The sequence below is a fragment of the Qipengyuania sp. SM2507 genome (assembly GCF_053714505.1).
Map to the genome: position 1 here is coordinate 2,727,684 of NZ_CM132307.1, position 14,453 is coordinate 2,742,136.

The following is a 14,453-nucleotide window of genomic DNA, read 5'->3' on the forward strand; positions in this document are numbered from 1 at the left end:
TCCGCATCAGACGGACGGCTCTCCCGCCGCCGCGGCGCGTGCCACGAGCGTCCGCTCGGCCTCCGGAACCGTCCGATAGGCGAAGTACAACAGGACCGTCCCGATCGGTGCGGCCACCAGCATCGACAGCACCCCGGTCGAGAGGCTGCCGGTCATGGTCGAAACCTGGCCCGCCATATAGGGCCCAAGCGCCAGACCCACGAGCGTCGTCGACAGGAAGAAGGTCGCGGTGGCAGTCCCGCGCATCCTCGGCAGCACGAGGTCCTGCGTGGTCGCCGCCGCAGCCCCCAGTGCGGAGCTGCCGAACAGCGAGAGGATGAAGTTGAGGAAATAGAACAAGGCCACATTCTCTGTGGTGAAAGCGATGATCAACGGGATCACCGGCGCCAGCACCCCGAATGCGATCACGAACAGGCGGCCGCCCGGATTGCGTTCGCGCAGCCAGTCGGACACCCGTCCGCCGATGATGACGCCCAAAAAGCCGCCCATCGCGCCACCGCCGCCGATCCAGAACCCCAGCACCGCTTTCGATGCCCCGAGCACGCGCTCGGCATAGGGCGCCGCCCAGAAGGACACCGAATAGGAGGCGAAGGCGACCATGCCGTAGCCCAGGATGGTGAAGAGAAACGCCGGGTTGCCCCAGATCAGCTTGAAAGTCGGCGGATCGCGCTCGCGCAGCGATATCGCCCAGGAGAAGACCGCGTAATAGCCGATCGCGATTGCGCCCCATTGTTGGTAATTGTCGGTGAGGCCTCCCATCACCCAGGCCAGCAGGAAGAACAGCACCGCCGCGAGGATGTTGACCATCAACGCTTTGGTCCCCCTTTGCGCGGCGGAGAAGAAGGTGAAGGGCGGGATCACCGCGTAGAGTTCGGTCACGAAGCCGCGGAACGGGTTGCCCACCGGTTTCTGGTCGAGCCCGTCCATCGCGCCGCGAGCCGGCTCGCGCAAGGTGAACACCCAGATCGCCAGCATCAGCCCTGGCATACCAACGACAAGGAACGCCGCCTGCCAGCCGACCAGGCCCAGCGGGCCGCCGCCCGGATAGGCATTGTTCCAGCCTTCCACGATCAACCCGCCGATCAGCAGCGAGATGCCGCCGCCGATGTAGAGGCCGGCCGAATAGATCGCCAGCGCGGTCCCGCGCATCTTCTTCGGAAACCAGTCGGATATCAGCGAATAGGCTGCGGGGCTGGCGCTGGCCTCGCCGACCCCGACGCCGATGCGGGCACCCGTCAGCATCATGCCGTTCTTCGCGAAACCCGACACCGCGGTCATCATCGACCACAGCGCGAGGCCCAGCGTCATCAACCGCACACGGTGCCAGCTGTCGGCAAGCCGGCCCAGCGGGATACCGAACAGCGCGTAGAACACGCCGAAGGCGGTGCCGTAAAGAAAGCCGAGATCGGCATCGCTGAGCCCGAGATCCGCCTTGATGTCGTTGGCGAGGATCGAGAGGATGTTCCGGTCGATGAAATTGAGCATATAGACCAGCACCAGCACGCTCAGCGCATACCAGCTGTAGGCCGGAACCTTCGCGTCGGTATCGACGGTCGGTAGATCGGTCGCCAGCGCAGTCTTCGTAGGCTCAGTCAATGTCCACTCCCTCCACCCGGGTTATTTCCCCGTCGTAGCGGGTGGTATCGGCAACCCCCGCTTCGGAAAAGCCTTTTCGCCGCAAACGGCAGGAATCGCAGGTGCCGCACGCGAGGCCGGCGGGCGTCGGATCGTAGCAGGACCAGCTCCACGCCGGGTCGAGCCCCAGCCGCGCGCATTCGCGAGCGATGTCGGCCTTGGTCATGTGTTGCAACGGCGCATGGATGGTGAAGGCACCGCCCTCGACGCCCTGCTTGGTTCCCAGCCGCGCGGTCTCGGCGAAACTGGCGATGAATTCGGGCCGGCAGTCCGGGTAACCCGAATAATCCAGCGCATTCACCCCGATGAAGATGTCGTGCGACTGGACGGTTTCGGCGAAGGCCGTGGTCAACGCGAGGAAGACCAGATTGCGCGCTGGCACATAAGTTACCGGAATCCCGTCCTCGAGACCGGTCTTGGGAACGTCGATATCGTCGGTCAGCGCCGAACCGCCGAACCGGCGCAGGTCGAGCGGCAGTTCGACATGGCGCGCCACACCCAGGCGTACCGCTATGGCGCGCGCGGATTCGATCTCGCGGACATGCCGCTGGCCGTAATCCACGGTGATGGCGTAAAGCTCGTGCCCGGCTTCGCGCGCGAGCGCGGCGGTGACCATCGAATCGAGCCCGCCCGAGAGCAGGACCACCGCCGGGCCGGGGCTTGTCTGTGCAGGATCGCTCATCCGCGCCGCGCTAGGGCGGCGGCCGCATCGGCGCAAGCGTCAGCGGCAGGAACCCACGCGCCGCGCCTCGGCGGAAAACTGGAATGGGCGGCCCCCGGCGATGCCCTGGCTCTCGACCTGGGCGAGCGTCGCGCTTTCGAGCCGGACGCTGGTCCGGCCATAGCCATTGCCGCGGCAGGTGTACTGCACCGTCACCTGGTTCGCGCCATTCTCGACCACCAGCCGACTGCAATTGGCCCCGCGGTGGCGCAGCTGGATCAGCTCGGTGCCTTCGCGCAGGCAAATCCGCTGGCTGGGCTCCCCATCGCGAAAGCGCAATTCCCATTGCCCGCGATCGAGCTCGCCAAACAAGGCGAGGTTGGCGTTCTGCGCAGCAGAAGGCGCGACAGCCAGCGTCAATGCGCCGGTCGCGCCGAGACCTGCCAATGCCGTCAGAATAAATTTGCGCATATCACACCTCGATTGCGTACCGAAACTAGCAGCGATACCGCCGTCATATTCATTACCATAGATGAACCGTGCTTTACTATCGACGAAACGATCACGCCGCGATGGGGAACTTGCGTGAACAGAAGGCACAATCGACCACGATCAGCCCGTCCTCGTCGCGCATGTCTTGGCGTTCTTCTTCAGGAAAGCGCGTCAGCACCGCGTGATAATGTTCGGCGGTGCAGCGACAGCCGCGCGAAATCGGCGCGCCCCGGACGACGCGGACCTCCTCTTCCTCGTGGAACAGCCGCCAGACGATCGCCTCGAGCGACAGTTCGGGGTCGAGCAATTCGTCGTGACGCAAGGATCCCGCCATCACCGCGACATGCTCCCATTCTGGATGGTCGAGCCGGACATGCAGCCGCTCTCGGCCCTCCTCGCCATCGGCGAGATGCTGGACGAGCATTCCGGCGGCGCGGCAACCCTGCGGGCCGCTCGTCACCGAGGTGCGAATCAGTGTCGGCAGCTGTTCGGACTGGACGAAATAGCCTTCGCAGGCGCGCGCCAGGCTGTCGCCTTCTAGCGGCACGATTCCCTGATAGCGGCCGCGGCCATCGGTCATGTCGAAGGTCAACGCGAGATAGGCCTTGCCGAACAGCGCATAGAGCGTCGGATTGGCACCCAGTTCGGCCAGCGCATCGGCGTCGAAATCGACATAGCCGCGCAGCGCCCCGGCGCGATAGTCGCACACGAACAGGTTCACCGCGCCGGTCTCGGTCTGCGCCTGCATGGTGACCTGCGAGCCGTCGTCCTTGAGCAGGCTGCCGATCAGCGCGGTGAGCACCAGCGCCTCCGCTAGCAGATTGGCGATCGGCGGCGGATATGCATGGGCCGAGAGGATCTCGTCGACGGTGCGGTCCAGCCGCACCAGCCGGCCGCGCGCGTCGCGCGAGGGGATGCTGAAGCCCAGCGTACGCTCGGAAAAAGTTTCTTCGGGTTCGGTCATCCGCGCCATATGGGGCGCGCCCGCGCTGCTTTTAAGGCCCCGGTTACCCGGAACGGCCCTCAGCCGGTCGGCAATTTCCCGTGGCACCACAGCAGGATCGATTTCTGCGCGTGGATACGGTTCTCGGCCTCGTCGAAGACAAGCGATTGCGCGCCTTCGAAGACTTCCTGCGAGACCTCCTCGCCGACATGGGCGGGGAGGCAATGGAGGAAGCGCGCATCGGGCTTTGCCAGCGCCATCAATTGCGCATCGACCTGGAACGGCGCCATCGCCGCCAGCTTGGCCTCGGCGTGACTCTGACCCATCGACACCCAGGTATCGGTGACCACCACATCGGCGCCGCGCGCCGCTTCACCCGCATCGCGAGTCACTGTGACCCGGCATCCGGCCTCGCGCGCCATGGCGAGGAACTCGTCCTCGGGATCGTAGCCCTCGGGCGCGCCGACGCGGATGTTGAATTTCATCAGCGCGGCCGCCTCGAGCAGCGAATGGAGCACATTGTTGCCATCGCCCAGCCAGGCGAGCTCCAGCCCGGGGAGCGGCTTGCCGTGTTCGATCACGGTCAAGAGGTCGGCGACGATCTGGCAGGGGTGCGAGCGGTCGGTGAGCCCGTTGATCACCGGCACATCGGCATGCTCGGCCAGCGCCTGCGCCTTGGCGTGATCGTCGGTGCGGATCATGATGGCATCGACCATCCGGCTGAGCACGCGCGCGGTGTCGGCGATGCTCTCGCCTCGGCCGAGCTGCGTGGTCGCGGCATCCAGGATCAGCGCCGAACCACCCAGCTGGCGCATGGCGATATCGAAGCTGACGCGGGTGCGGGTCGAATTCTTCTCGAAGATCATCCCCAGCACATGCCCCGCAAGCGGCGCATCGGCATCCGCGCGACCCTTGGGCCATGCCCCCGAACTATCGAACCGCGCCGCCTTGCGGTCCTGCGCATCGCCGATCATCGCGGCGATCGCATCCCCGCCCGCATCGGACAGGTCGAGGAAGCTCCGCACCGGTGACGATGCGCCAGAGGTGTCCCCGCCCGCCATCACGCGGGCTCAGGCATGGTAAAGCTCGCCGCGCCTGCGGAGAGCTTGTCGAAGAATTCGTCGAACTCGGCATCACCCGCCACCAGCGGCGGCAGGATGCGCAGCGTCTGGTCGCCTGCGGCCACGGTCATCAAATGGTGATTGTCGCGAAGGTGGACGAAGAAGGGCCGGCTTTCGATTTTCATCCGCAGACCAAGCATCAGCCCCTTGCCACGGACGCAATCGAACAGCTCGGGGTAGTTGCCGATGAATTGCTCCAGCCGGGCACGCAGCCGTTCGCCCTTTTCGGTGACTTCGGCGAGGAACGCCTCGTTCGCGACCGCATCCATCACCGCGGTGCCCGCCGCCATGGCGAGCGGGTTGCCGCCATAGGTCGAGCCATGGGTGCCGAAGGTCATCCCGCGCGCGGCCTTTTCGGTCGCGAGACAGGCGCCCAGCGGGAAGCCGCCGCCGATGCCCTTGGCGGTGGCGAGGATATCGGGATCGACGCCGTAGTGTTCATGCGCGTAGAATTTGCCAGTGCGCGCGACGCCGCACTGGACCTCGTCCAGAACCAGCATCAGATCGTGCTCGTCGGCGAGATCGCGCAAGCCCTGCATGAAGGCCTGGCTAGCGGGGCGGATGCCGCCTTCGCCCTGGATCGGCTCGACCAGGAAGCCAGCCGTCTTCGGTCCGACCAGCTTGCGCACGGCTTCCAGATCGTCGAATTCGCAATAGACGAAGCCGGGCAACAGCGGCTTGAAACCCTTGTGCATCTTCTCCTGATTGGAGGCGCTGATGGTCGCCATGGTGCGGCCGTGGAAGGCATTGGTGAAGGTGATCAGCTCGGTGCGGTTGGCATCGCCATCCTCGTGCTGGTGATAGGCGCGCGCGGTCTTGATCGCGGCCTCGACCGCCTCGGCGCCCGAATTGGTGAAGAACACTGTATCGGCGAAGGTGACATCCACCAGCCGCTGCGCCAGCGCCTCGCCCTGCGGACTGCCGTAGAGGTTGGAAACATGCATCAGCGTCTCGGCCTGACGCTGGATCGCGCCGATCAACCCGTCGTGGCTGTGGCCGAGCAGGTTGACCGCGATGCCGCTGGCGAAATCGAGATAGCGCGTGCCGTCCTCGTCGATCAGATGGCAGTGCTCGCCGCGAACGGGGCGAACCCCACAACGGGGATAGACGGGCATCAGCGGTGTAATCGACATGGGACCTCCGGAGCGAACGGGCGCGGTGATTGAGAGAGTTGGAGTGATAGAACGAGCCGTCAAATGCAAATGGCGGCCCCGTGAGGGGACCGCCATTCACGTATCCTTCGGCGTTTATTGAGTCGCGCGCGCCCGGTCAAACCGTGGCGGCGCGGCTCGCCTCATTCCGGGGCCGGAACGAGATTGACCGCCGAATATTTGCCTCGTCGGTCGACCTCGAGATCGAACTCGTAACGCTGGCCTTCGTCGATGCCCGAGAGGCCCGAGCGTTCGACCGCGCTTATGTGGACGAAGGCATCAGGCTGTCCGTCGTCGCGAGTGATGAAGCCGAAGCCCTTCATCGCGTTGAAGAATTTGACCGTTCCGCTCGCCTTGTCGCCGGTCAGCTCGCGCTTGGGCGGGCCGCTGTCGGATTGGGTTTCGACCACATCGCCCAGGATCTGGAGATCCTGTGCGGAGACCTTGCCGCCGCGATCGACGAGGTTGAACTCGAGCTCCTGGCCTTCCCCGAGGTTTTCGAGCCCGGCGCGTTCGACCGCGCTGATGTGAACGAACACGTCCTCACCGCCGCCATCCCGCTGGATGAAGCCGAAGCCCTTCTGGGCGTTGAAGAATTTGACCTTGCCCTTGCCGGTGCCGACGACCTGCGCGGGCATGCGGCTGATACCGCCTGCGCCACCAGCGCCTGCGCCGCCGCCCGGTCCGCCACGGCTGGGAGCGCCTCCGCCACCGCCGCCGCGGTAACCGCCGCCGCCCGAGCCGCCGCGGTCATTGTTGAAGCCGCCCCGGTCGCCGCCGAAACCGCCGCCAAAACCACCTGAGGATCCGAATCCCTCCGACGGGCCGCCCATTGGCTCGAAACCGTCTTCTCCAAATCCGTCGCGCTTGTCCCGTCCCCGACGGCGGCCTCTATCGTAACCCATGATTCAAATCGTACCTTATCGCGCCGCCCCGCAGGTGAAACGCCGGATCGCGGGCCGCATGGCAAACCCGGCGCAAGCGGGAACCGATTCGTCGGAAAGCCCCGCCCATTTCAACACGCTACATAGCCATAAAACCACGACCAAGCGAATGTTTTAACGTTGGGGGCTGGTCTGGCGGGCAAATGTGACATTTTCGCATGGAGATTCGGACACCTATTTGCACGCGCTTCATGTTGCGAAATGCCCTGCATCGCGGCAAAGGCGCGCGATGGATATACTCGCCCTGCTTTCCGACCCGGCCGCCTGGCTTGCGCTTCTAACCCTGATTGCGCTCGAAGTGGTGCTCGGGATCGACAATTTGATTTTCATCGCCATCCTCTCGAACAAGCTGCCCGAGCACCAGCAACAGCGCGCGCGGCGGATCGGGCTGATCCTGGCGCTGGTGATGCGTATCGGACTGCTGATGCTGATCGGCTGGCTCGTGACCTTGCAGACCCCGCTGTTCGACCTCGGGATCCAGGGTCAGCCCACCGAATACGGCGGGCCGAGCTTCGATACCGCCTTTTCCGGGCGCGACCTGATCCTGCTCACGGGCGGGCTGTTCCTGCTGTGGAAGGCGACCAAGGAAATCCACCATTCGATGGAGCCCGAAGACGATTCGGGCCACCTGCTCGACAAGACCCCCGGCGTCGCCAAGGCGGCAACCGCCACCTTCGGCGCGGTGATCGCGCAGATCGTGGCGATCGACATGGTGTTCTCGGTCGATTCGATCCTTACCGCGGTGGGCATGACCGACGACATCCCGATCATGGTCACCGCGGTTGTGATCTCGGTCGGCATCATGCTGGTGGCGGCCGATCCGCTGGCGCGCTTCATCGAGCACAATCCGACGCTGGTGATGCTGGCGCTGGCCTTCCTGGTGATGATCGGTGTGGTGCTGATCGCCGACGGCTTCGGCTTCCACGTGCCCAAGGGCTATATCTACGCGGCGATGGGCTTCTCGGTCGGGGTGGAAATCCTCAACATCGTGCAGCGCAACCGGCGGCAGAAAAAGCGGGAAGCCATGGAGGCAAGGGCATGAGCGAATTCAGGACACTATCCGATACGGTCTTTGCCGCGGGACAGATCGCGCCCGAGGATATCGCCCGGGCCGATTCGCAAGGCGTGACGTTGATCGTCAACAACCGCCCCGATGGAGAAGCGCCCGACCAGCCGGACGGCGAGACAATCGAAGCCGCGGCGCGTGCCGCCGGGATCGACTATGTCGCGATCCCCGTCGATTCGTCAGGCTTCGACCAGGGACGCATCGCGGCAATGCAGGCGGCGCTCGATAGCGCGGAGGGCAAGATCCTCGCCTATTGCCGCACCGGAACGCGCTCGACGCTGCTGTGGGCGCTGGCCGAAGCGCGGGGAGGCCGCGATCCGGCCGCTATCGAACGCGCCGCCGAAGCGGCAGGCTACGATCTGGGGCCGATCCGCCCCACCCTGATCGATCTCGCGGAGCAGGCGCAGAAATAGACCGGCAGCGCCGCGCCTAGCGGCGGAAATCCAGCGGCGGGTCGCGATCCCCAAGCAGCGAGCGATAGACATAGCCGGGGCCGCGCGACGCATCGAATTCCACCCGCGCCGCCTCGCGCAATTCCTCGTTCTGGAACAGTTCGACCGCCATCAGCGCCATCGACTTCGCCGCGACCTGCGCACCCTTCGCGCCGATCGAGTTCCCGCTCGCTGCGACCGCCTGCCAGCTGTGTGCGCTGGTGCCGGGGACCCAGGCGGCGGTGGTGAGGCCCACGGTCGGGGTCGCCCAGGAGACATCGCCGACATCGGTCGAACCATAGCCGAGCTTGGTTTCATAAGGCTGGATCTGGCCGGCGTTTTCCAGCGGCTTGCCCTGCTCGCCGAAACTCACCGCAATCTCCTCCGCCCAGGCGCGCTCCTCGGCGGTATAGGTGACGCCGCCGACCTCTCGCAGCTTGGCATTCATCATCCGCGCCAGCGACTGGTTGACCAGCAGCGGATTGTTGCCGTGGATGATCTCCCAGCTGACCTCGGTCCCGGTCCCGAGCGCGGCGCCTCTGGCGGTGGCCTCCAGCCGCTCCCACAGCGCGCGCACCTCGTCGGCCTCCGAATGGCGGACGTAATAGAACACTTCGGCGAAATCGGGGATGACATTGGGCGCCGAGCCGCCCTCGGTGATGACGTAGTGGATGCGCGTATCCATGCTGGTGTGCTCGCGCATCATATTGACCATCATGTTCATCGCCTCGACCCCGTCGAGCGCGGAGCGCCCGCGCTCGGGCGCGGCGGCGGCGTGGGCAGAAACCCCCTTAAAGCGGAACTTCGCCGAGCGGTTGGCGAGGCTGGTCTTGGCCGCTGCGCTGGTTTCGTCGGCGGCGTGCCAGTGGATCGCGGTGTCGACATCGTCGAACAGCCCCGCGCGCGCCATATAGACCTTGCCCGAGCCGCCTTCTTCCGCGGGGGTGCCGTAGAGCCGGATGCGCCCCGGCGTGCCCGTCGCTTCGAGCCAGCGCTTCACCGCGATCGCCGCGGTCAGCGAGCCCGCACCGAACAGATTGTGCCCGCAGGCATGGCCCGCGTGCTTGTCCGCCAGCTGCTCGCGCGTCGGCGCGGCGGATTGGGAAATGCCCGGCAGCGCATCGAATTCGGCGAGGATCGCGATCACCGGCCCGCCCTCGCCCCATTCGCCGACGAAGGCGGTTGGGATCTCGGCCACGCCGGGAGTGATGGTGAAACCTTCCGCCGCCAGCTCGTCCTGCAGCAGCCGGGTCGAGCGCGTCTCGAGATAGCCGAGCTCCGCCCAGTCCCACAATTGCTGCGCCACGCGACTGGTGCGTTCGGCCTCGCGTTCGACGATCGCGACCGGGTCGGCGCTCTGCGCGAAGGCTGGATGGACCAGCAGCGGCTGGGCGGCGAACAGGACCAGGCCTGTGAGACTGACGGATGGTTTCATTGGTGTGCTTCCCCCTATTTCCGGCCCTACTTGCCGCAATCGGCGCGCCGTGCCAATCCGTACGGTGATGGAAATTCCTCCCGCCCTGCTGCAATTCGTGGGATCGCTTGTCGCGATCGTAGCGCTGGCGGGACTGGCATGGTGGTTCAATCTGGGGCCGGCAAGGCGGCTGGAAAGCGAAGACGATGCCCGCCGCGAGGCGAGCGAGGCGGTCGACGGTTTCGCACCGGTCGAAGTGGCGCTCGACCGAAAAGGCCGCGCAGGGCTGCTGCGCGATGCCGAGGGGCATATCCTGCTGTTGCGCCAGCACGGAACCCATTTCGCGGGACGGGTGCTGACCCGCGCCGCGAGCGCGCGGATCGAAGGCGGTGCGCTGGTGGTCGATACGGCGGAAAAGCGCTACGGCGGGGCCCGGCTCCACCTCGACGAACCTTCAGCCTGGGTCCAGCATATCGAGAGTATCAAGAACCGCTGACATGCCCGAATTCGATCCCGTCACCTACGCCGTCCCGGTCTTCGTCCTGCTCGTGCTGGCGGAGATGGTCTGGGCGCGGCGCAAACGCCCGCATGCCTATGAACCGCGCGACACGCTAACCAGCCTCGCCTTCGGGCTGGGCAGCACGGTCGCGGGCGTGCTTTTCGGCGGCGCGATCCTGGCCGCCGCGCTGTGGATCTACGACTACCGCCTGTTCGATTTCGGCGAGACCTGGTGGGCGGTGTGGTGGGCCTGGCCACTCGCCTTCGTGCTCGACGACCTGCTCTATTATGTTTTCCACCGCATGGCGCACCGGGTGCGCTGGTTCTGGGCAAGCCACGTCAACCACCATTCCAGCCAACACTACAATCTCAGCACCGCGCTGCGGCAGACCTGGACCGGCTTTTTCGCGCTGTCCTTCGCCTTCAGCCTGCCGCTGATCCTGCTCGGCTTCCACCCGGCGATGCTGGCGATCGTTTCCGGCTTCAACCTGATCTACCAGTTCTGGATCCACACCGAGGCGATCGGCACGATGCCGCGCTGGTTCGAGGCGGTGATGAACACGCCGAGCCACCACCGCGTCCACCATGCGACCAACCCGCGTTATCTCGACCGCAATTACGCCGGCGTGTTCATCGTCTGGGACCGGATGTTCGGCACTTTCGAGCAGGAGCGGCCCGAGGAGGAGACGATACGCTACGGCATCGTCAAACAGCTGGGCAGCTTCAACCTGCTGTGGGCGGTGTTCCACGAATGGGTCGGCATCGCGCAGGACGTGTGGCGCGCGCCGTGGAAGCACAAATTGTCATACCTGCTGCGCGAGCCCGGCTGGAGCCACGATGGCAGCCGCGAGACCAGCGCCACGATCCGCGCGCGCTGGGAAGCACGACGCGGCGGCGGGGCCGGTAAACCGGTTGCAGACGAAAACCCGATTGCGGGATCGGGCGAGCCTGCGTAACCTCTTCTGCGGAAGAGGAGAAAACATGGACGAATTCGATGTAATCGTGATCGGCGGGGGCAGCGGCGGCAGCGCGGCTGCCGGACGGCTGGCCGAAGCGGGCAAGAGCGTGTGCCTGCTCGAAGCGGGGCCGCGCAACAACACCATGCTGATCAAGACGCCGGGCTTCATGCCCTTCCTGCGCAACAGCTCGAACTATCGCTACGAGACTGTGCCGCAGAAGGGGCTGAACGGACGGACGGGCTACCAGCCGCGCGGTCGCGGCCTGGGCGGGTCCTCGGCGATCAACGCGATGATCTATATCCGCGGCCACAGCTGGGATTACGACCATTGGGCCGAACTCGGCTGCAGCGGCTGGGCCTATGACGATGTGCTGCCCTATTTCAAACGCGCCGAAAGCAACGAGCAGGGCGCCGATGAATTTCATGGCGGCGATGGCCCGCTGCATGTCTCGGACCAGCATTGGGCCAACCCGGGCAGCCTCGCCTTCATCGAGGCGGCGACCCAGCTGCAATTGCCGCACAATCGCGACTTCAACGGCGCGCGGCAGGAAGGTTTCGGCATCTATCAGGTGACGCAGAAGGACGGCGAACGCTGGTCCGCCGCGCGCGCCTATATCGAGCCCAAGCGCGGCAACCGCAATCTCGATGTGCGGATCGGCGTGACCGTCCAGAAAATCGAGATCGACGACGGCAAGGTGACCGGGGTCACCTATTCGGTCGGCGACAAGCAGCGGACGGTGCGCGCGCGCGGCGGCGTGGTGCTGTCGGCGGGCGCGTTCAACTCGCCGCAGGTGCTGATGCTCTCGGGCATCGGTCCGGGCACGCATTTGGCCGAGCACGGCATCACGGTGAAGCGCGATTGCCCCGCGGTCGGTTCCGACCTGCAGGACCATATCGACTACGTCTCGAGCTGGGAGACGCAGAGCACCGATTTCATCGGCGACAGTCTGGCGGGCACAGTGCGGATGGCCAAGGCCATCATCGAGCACCGCCGCAAGCGGACCGGGATCATGACCACCCCCTATGCCGAGGCGGGCGGGTTCTGGAAGGTGATGGAGGATGCGCCCGCGCCCGACGTCCAGTGGCATTTCGTGCCAGCGATGCTCGAGGATCATGGCCGTGCCAAGGTGAAGGGCCACGGCTTCTCGCTTCACGCCTGCGTGCTGCGCCCCGAGAGCCGTGGGACGGTGCGGCTGGGTTCGCGCAATGCCACGGATGCGCCGGTGATCGATCCCAACTTCCTCGATGACGACCGCGACATTGAGGTGTTGCGCAAGGGCGTGCGGCTGTCGCATCGCATCGTGGAAGCGCCAGCGCTGGCGCAATATGCGCCCAAGGATCGCTATCCGGCAGACCTCGACAACGATGCCGCGCTCGACAATCTGATCCGCGACCGCGCGGACACCGTCTACCACCCGGTCGGCACCTGCCGCATGGGCGGCGACGAGGACAGCGTGGTCGATCCCCAGCTCAAGGTGCGCGGGATCGAAGGGTTGTGGGTGGCCGATGCCAGCATCATGCCGCGGCTCGTCGGAGGCAACACCAATGCGCCGAGCATCATGATCGGCGAGCGCTGCGCGGATTTCCTGAAAGCAGAACTGGCCTAGTAAACCCGACTGTCTGTGCGCCGGATTCGCCTAGCGCCTCCCATCGAAAAAGAAAAAAGGGGCCGGAACCTTTCGCAAGGTTCCGGCCCTTCGTAGTCGGTGTTCGCAGGAGGAACACATTTGGACGGGAGCGCCGAGAGGAGAGAGAGAAGCGCCCCCGCCGAACTTCAGGATCCAGAGGTGCGGGTGAACTCCGGATAGGCTTCGATGCCGGTTTCCCCGAGATCTAGCCCCGCCAGCTCTTCTTCTTCGCTCGGACGCACCCCGATGGTGGCCTTGATCGCGAACCAGACGATGGCGGAGAGCGCACAGACGAAGACACCGGTGGCGACCACGCCGGTGAGCTGCGCGAGGAACGGCACTTCGGTGTTGGTCAGCGGCACGGCCAGCGTGCCCCAGATACCGGCGACGAGGTGGACCGGAATGGCGCCGACGACATCGTCGATCTTCAGCTTGTCGAGGATCGGCACGAAGATAACCGGCAGCAGCCCGCCGATCCCGCCGATGACGATTGCCATCCCGACACTGGGTGTCAGCGGCTCGGCGGTAATCGCCACGAGCCCTGCCAGCGCTCCGTTGAGAGCCATGGTGGTATCGGCCTTCTTGTAGCGCAATTGGGTAGCGATGATCGCGACCACGACACCCGCGGCGGCGGCCATATTGGTGTTGACGAAGATCTTCGACACATCGGAGACATCGCCTATCGTGCCCATCGCCAGCTGCGATGCGCCGTTGAAGCCGAACCAGCCAAGCCACAGGATGAAGGTACCAAGCGTGGCGAGCGGAATGCTCGAACCCGGGAATACCGCGACCTTGCCATCCTTGCCGTAACGGCCCAGCCTCGGGCCGATGATCAGCACGCCCATTAGTGCCGCCCAGCCGCCGGTCGAGTGAACGAGGGTGGAGCCGGCGAAATCGGAGAAGCCCATCGCGTCGAGCCAGCCCGCACCCCATTCCCAGCTGACGATCACCGGATAGATGAAACCGGTCAGCACCGTGACGAAGATGAAGAAGGGCACCAGCTTAACCCGCTCGGCGACCGCGCCCGAGACGATCGAGGCGGTGGTGGCGCAGAACACCATCTGGAAGAACCAGTCGGACGCAATCGAATAGCCGGTCCCGGTATCCGCCTCGCCCACACCCTGCATCGCATAGGGGAAATCGGCGATACCGAAGAAACCACCTTCGAAGCCCGGATAGGCGATCGAATAGCCGATCACCCAGAACATCAGGCCCGCGATCGAATAGAGGCCGATATTCTTGAGGCACTGGACCGAGACGTTCTTAGAGCGGACCAACCCGGCTTCGAGCATGGCGAAGCCGGCTGCCATCCACATGACCAGAAAGCCGCCGATCAGGAACAGCAGCGTGTTGAGAATATAGGCTGTGCCCCCCGAAACGGCTTCGGCTGCGGCAAGCGCAGCGGGATCGGCGGCGTCCTGCGCCAGGGCGGGCGTGGTCAGTCCCACCCCGGCCAGCGCAAAGGCCCCCAGCGCCGGGGCGGCGGAGCGAAAGAATATGCGTTTCATGGT

Annotated in this window: 15 protein-coding genes; 6 read left to right on the forward strand and 9 right to left on the reverse strand. The window is 65.3% G+C overall.

What is annotated here, in order from left to right; all coding sequences use genetic code 11:
- Window positions 1-6: 6 nt before the first annotated feature.
- The 7 genes from ACWIKC_RS13245 to ACWIKC_RS13275 all read right to left on the reverse strand — a co-directional run bounded on the left by ACWIKC_RS13245 (window position 7) and on the right by ACWIKC_RS13275 (window position 6,908).
- Complete coding sequence (locus ACWIKC_RS13245; RefSeq protein WP_454597915.1) at window positions 7-1,596, reverse strand: MFS transporter; 1,590 nt, start codon at window positions 1,594-1,596, stop codon at window positions 7-9.
- Entirely contained in the window at window positions 1,589-2,317 is a 729-nt protein-coding gene (gene queC / locus ACWIKC_RS13250) for a 7-cyano-7-deazaguanine synthase QueC (RefSeq protein ID WP_454597916.1), read from the reverse strand. The genes ACWIKC_RS13245 and queC overlap by 8 nt, the downstream gene beginning before the upstream one ends.
- Window positions 2,318-2,356: 39 nt before the next feature.
- On the reverse strand, window positions 2,357-2,767 hold the full coding sequence (locus ACWIKC_RS13255) for a DUF3617 domain-containing protein (protein ID WP_454597917.1): 411 nt from the start codon (window positions 2,765-2,767) through the stop codon (window positions 2,357-2,359).
- 91 nt (window positions 2,768-2,858) lie between these two features.
- On the reverse strand, window positions 2,859-3,752 hold the full coding sequence (gene hslO / locus ACWIKC_RS13260) for an Hsp33 family molecular chaperone HslO (RefSeq protein ID WP_454597918.1): 894 nt from the start codon (window positions 3,750-3,752) through the stop codon (window positions 2,859-2,861).
- A 59-nt stretch (window positions 3,753-3,811) separates the two neighbouring features.
- On the reverse strand, window positions 3,812-4,792 hold the full coding sequence (gene argF / locus ACWIKC_RS13265) for an ornithine carbamoyltransferase (protein ID WP_454599505.1): 981 nt from the start codon (window positions 4,790-4,792) through the stop codon (window positions 3,812-3,814).
- Window positions 4,792-5,985: an acetylornithine transaminase gene (locus ACWIKC_RS13270; RefSeq protein WP_454597919.1), complete on the reverse strand. Its 1,194-nt coding sequence runs from the start codon at window positions 5,983-5,985 to the stop codon at window positions 4,792-4,794. The genes argF and ACWIKC_RS13270 overlap by 1 nt, the downstream gene beginning before the upstream one ends.
- A 161-nt stretch (window positions 5,986-6,146) precedes the next feature.
- The gene (locus ACWIKC_RS13275; RefSeq protein ID WP_454597920.1) at window positions 6,147-6,908 is read right to left on the reverse strand and encodes a cold-shock protein; all 762 of its coding nucleotides are present in this window, start codon (window positions 6,906-6,908) and stop codon (window positions 6,147-6,149) included.
- On the opposite strand from ACWIKC_RS13275, the gene ACWIKC_RS13280 reads away from it, so the two are divergent.
- The 3 genes from ACWIKC_RS13280 (at window position 6,907) to ACWIKC_RS13290 (ending at window position 8,426) form a co-directional block, all read left to right on the forward strand.
- Window positions 6,907-7,065 carry a hypothetical protein gene (locus tag ACWIKC_RS13280; protein ID WP_454597921.1) on the forward strand — a complete coding sequence of 53 codons (159 nt, stop codon included), beginning with the start codon at window positions 6,907-6,909 and terminating at the stop codon, window positions 7,063-7,065. The two genes, ACWIKC_RS13275 and ACWIKC_RS13280, sit on opposite strands and share 2 nt — an antisense overlap.
- Window positions 7,066-7,176: 111 nt before the next feature.
- Complete coding sequence (locus ACWIKC_RS13285) at window positions 7,177-7,989, forward strand: TerC family protein (protein WP_454597922.1); 813 nt, start codon at window positions 7,177-7,179, stop codon at window positions 7,987-7,989.
- Window positions 7,986-8,426: a TIGR01244 family sulfur transferase gene (locus tag ACWIKC_RS13290; RefSeq protein WP_454597923.1), complete on the forward strand. Its 441-nt coding sequence runs from the start codon at window positions 7,986-7,988 to the stop codon at window positions 8,424-8,426. Before ACWIKC_RS13285 ends, ACWIKC_RS13290 begins: the two co-directional genes overlap by 4 nt.
- A 16-nt stretch (window positions 8,427-8,442) precedes the next feature.
- Here ACWIKC_RS13290 and ACWIKC_RS13295 read toward each other — a convergent pair whose 3' ends face one another.
- A complete protein-coding gene (locus ACWIKC_RS13295) occupies window positions 8,443-9,879 on the reverse strand; it encodes an amidohydrolase (RefSeq protein ID WP_454597924.1) in 1,437 nt (478 codons plus the stop codon).
- Between the two features lie 67 nt (window positions 9,880-9,946).
- On the opposite strand from ACWIKC_RS13295, the gene ACWIKC_RS13300 reads away from it, so the two are divergent.
- The 3 genes from ACWIKC_RS13300 to ACWIKC_RS13310 are packed head-to-tail and all read left to right on the forward strand — an operon-like array spanning window position 9,947 to window position 12,921.
- Window positions 9,947-10,354: a hypothetical protein gene (locus ACWIKC_RS13300; protein ID WP_454597925.1), complete on the forward strand. Its 408-nt coding sequence runs from the start codon at window positions 9,947-9,949 to the stop codon at window positions 10,352-10,354.
- Window position 10,355: 1 nt separating this feature from the next.
- Complete coding sequence (locus ACWIKC_RS13305; protein WP_454597926.1) at window positions 10,356-11,312, forward strand: sterol desaturase family protein; 957 nt, start codon at window positions 10,356-10,358, stop codon at window positions 11,310-11,312.
- A gap of 25 nt (window positions 11,313-11,337) precedes the next feature.
- Window positions 11,338-12,921 (forward strand): GMC family oxidoreductase, encoded by a 1,584-nt coding sequence (locus tag ACWIKC_RS13310; protein ID WP_454597927.1) that lies wholly within the window; start codon window positions 11,338-11,340, stop codon window positions 12,919-12,921.
- A gap of 167 nt (window positions 12,922-13,088) precedes the next feature.
- On the opposite strand, the gene ACWIKC_RS13315 is transcribed toward ACWIKC_RS13310, so the two are convergent.
- The gene (locus ACWIKC_RS13315) at window positions 13,089-14,450 is read right to left on the reverse strand and encodes an ammonium transporter (protein WP_454597928.1); all 1,362 of its coding nucleotides are present in this window, start codon (window positions 14,448-14,450) and stop codon (window positions 13,089-13,091) included.
- Window positions 14,451-14,453: the final 3 nt, after the last annotated feature.

Bases quoted from the DNA above. Each gene is read 5' to 3' on its own strand.
- ACWIKC_RS13315 (WP_454597928.1), bottom strand. From the start codon at position 14,450: ATGAAACGCATATTCTTTCGCTCCGCCGCCCCGGCGCTGGGGGCCTTT.
- ACWIKC_RS13270 (WP_454597919.1), bottom strand. From the start codon at position 5,985: ATGTCGATTACACCGCTGATGCCCGTCTATCCCCGTTGTGGGGTTCGC.
- ACWIKC_RS13305 (WP_454597926.1), top strand. From the start codon at position 10,356: ATGCCCGAATTCGATCCCGTCACCTACGCCGTCCCGGTCTTCGTCCTG.
- ACWIKC_RS13285 (WP_454597922.1), top strand. From the start codon at position 7,177: ATGGATATACTCGCCCTGCTTTCCGACCCGGCCGCCTGGCTTGCGCTT.
- ACWIKC_RS13300 (WP_454597925.1), top strand. From the start codon at position 9,947: ATGGAAATTCCTCCCGCCCTGCTGCAATTCGTGGGATCGCTTGTCGCG.
- argF (WP_454599505.1), bottom strand. From the start codon at position 4,792: ATGGCGGGCGGGGACACCTCTGGCGCATCGTCACCGGTGCGGAGCTTC.
- ACWIKC_RS13275 (WP_454597920.1), bottom strand. From the start codon at position 6,908: ATGGGTTACGATAGAGGCCGCCGTCGGGGACGGGACAAGCGCGACGGA.
- ACWIKC_RS13255 (WP_454597917.1), bottom strand. From the start codon at position 2,767: ATGCGCAAATTTATTCTGACGGCATTGGCAGGTCTCGGCGCGACCGGC.
- queC (WP_454597916.1), bottom strand. From the start codon at position 2,317: ATGAGCGATCCTGCACAGACAAGCCCCGGCCCGGCGGTGGTCCTGCTC.
- hslO (WP_454597918.1), bottom strand. From the start codon at position 3,752: ATGACCGAACCCGAAGAAACTTTTTCCGAGCGTACGCTGGGCTTCAGC.
- ACWIKC_RS13280 (WP_454597921.1), top strand. From the start codon at position 6,907: ATGATTCAAATCGTACCTTATCGCGCCGCCCCGCAGGTGAAACGCCGG.
- ACWIKC_RS13310 (WP_454597927.1), top strand. From the start codon at position 11,338: ATGGACGAATTCGATGTAATCGTGATCGGCGGGGGCAGCGGCGGCAGC.
- ACWIKC_RS13290 (WP_454597923.1), top strand. From the start codon at position 7,986: ATGAGCGAATTCAGGACACTATCCGATACGGTCTTTGCCGCGGGACAG.
- ACWIKC_RS13295 (WP_454597924.1), bottom strand. From the start codon at position 9,879: ATGAAACCATCCGTCAGTCTCACAGGCCTGGTCCTGTTCGCCGCCCAG.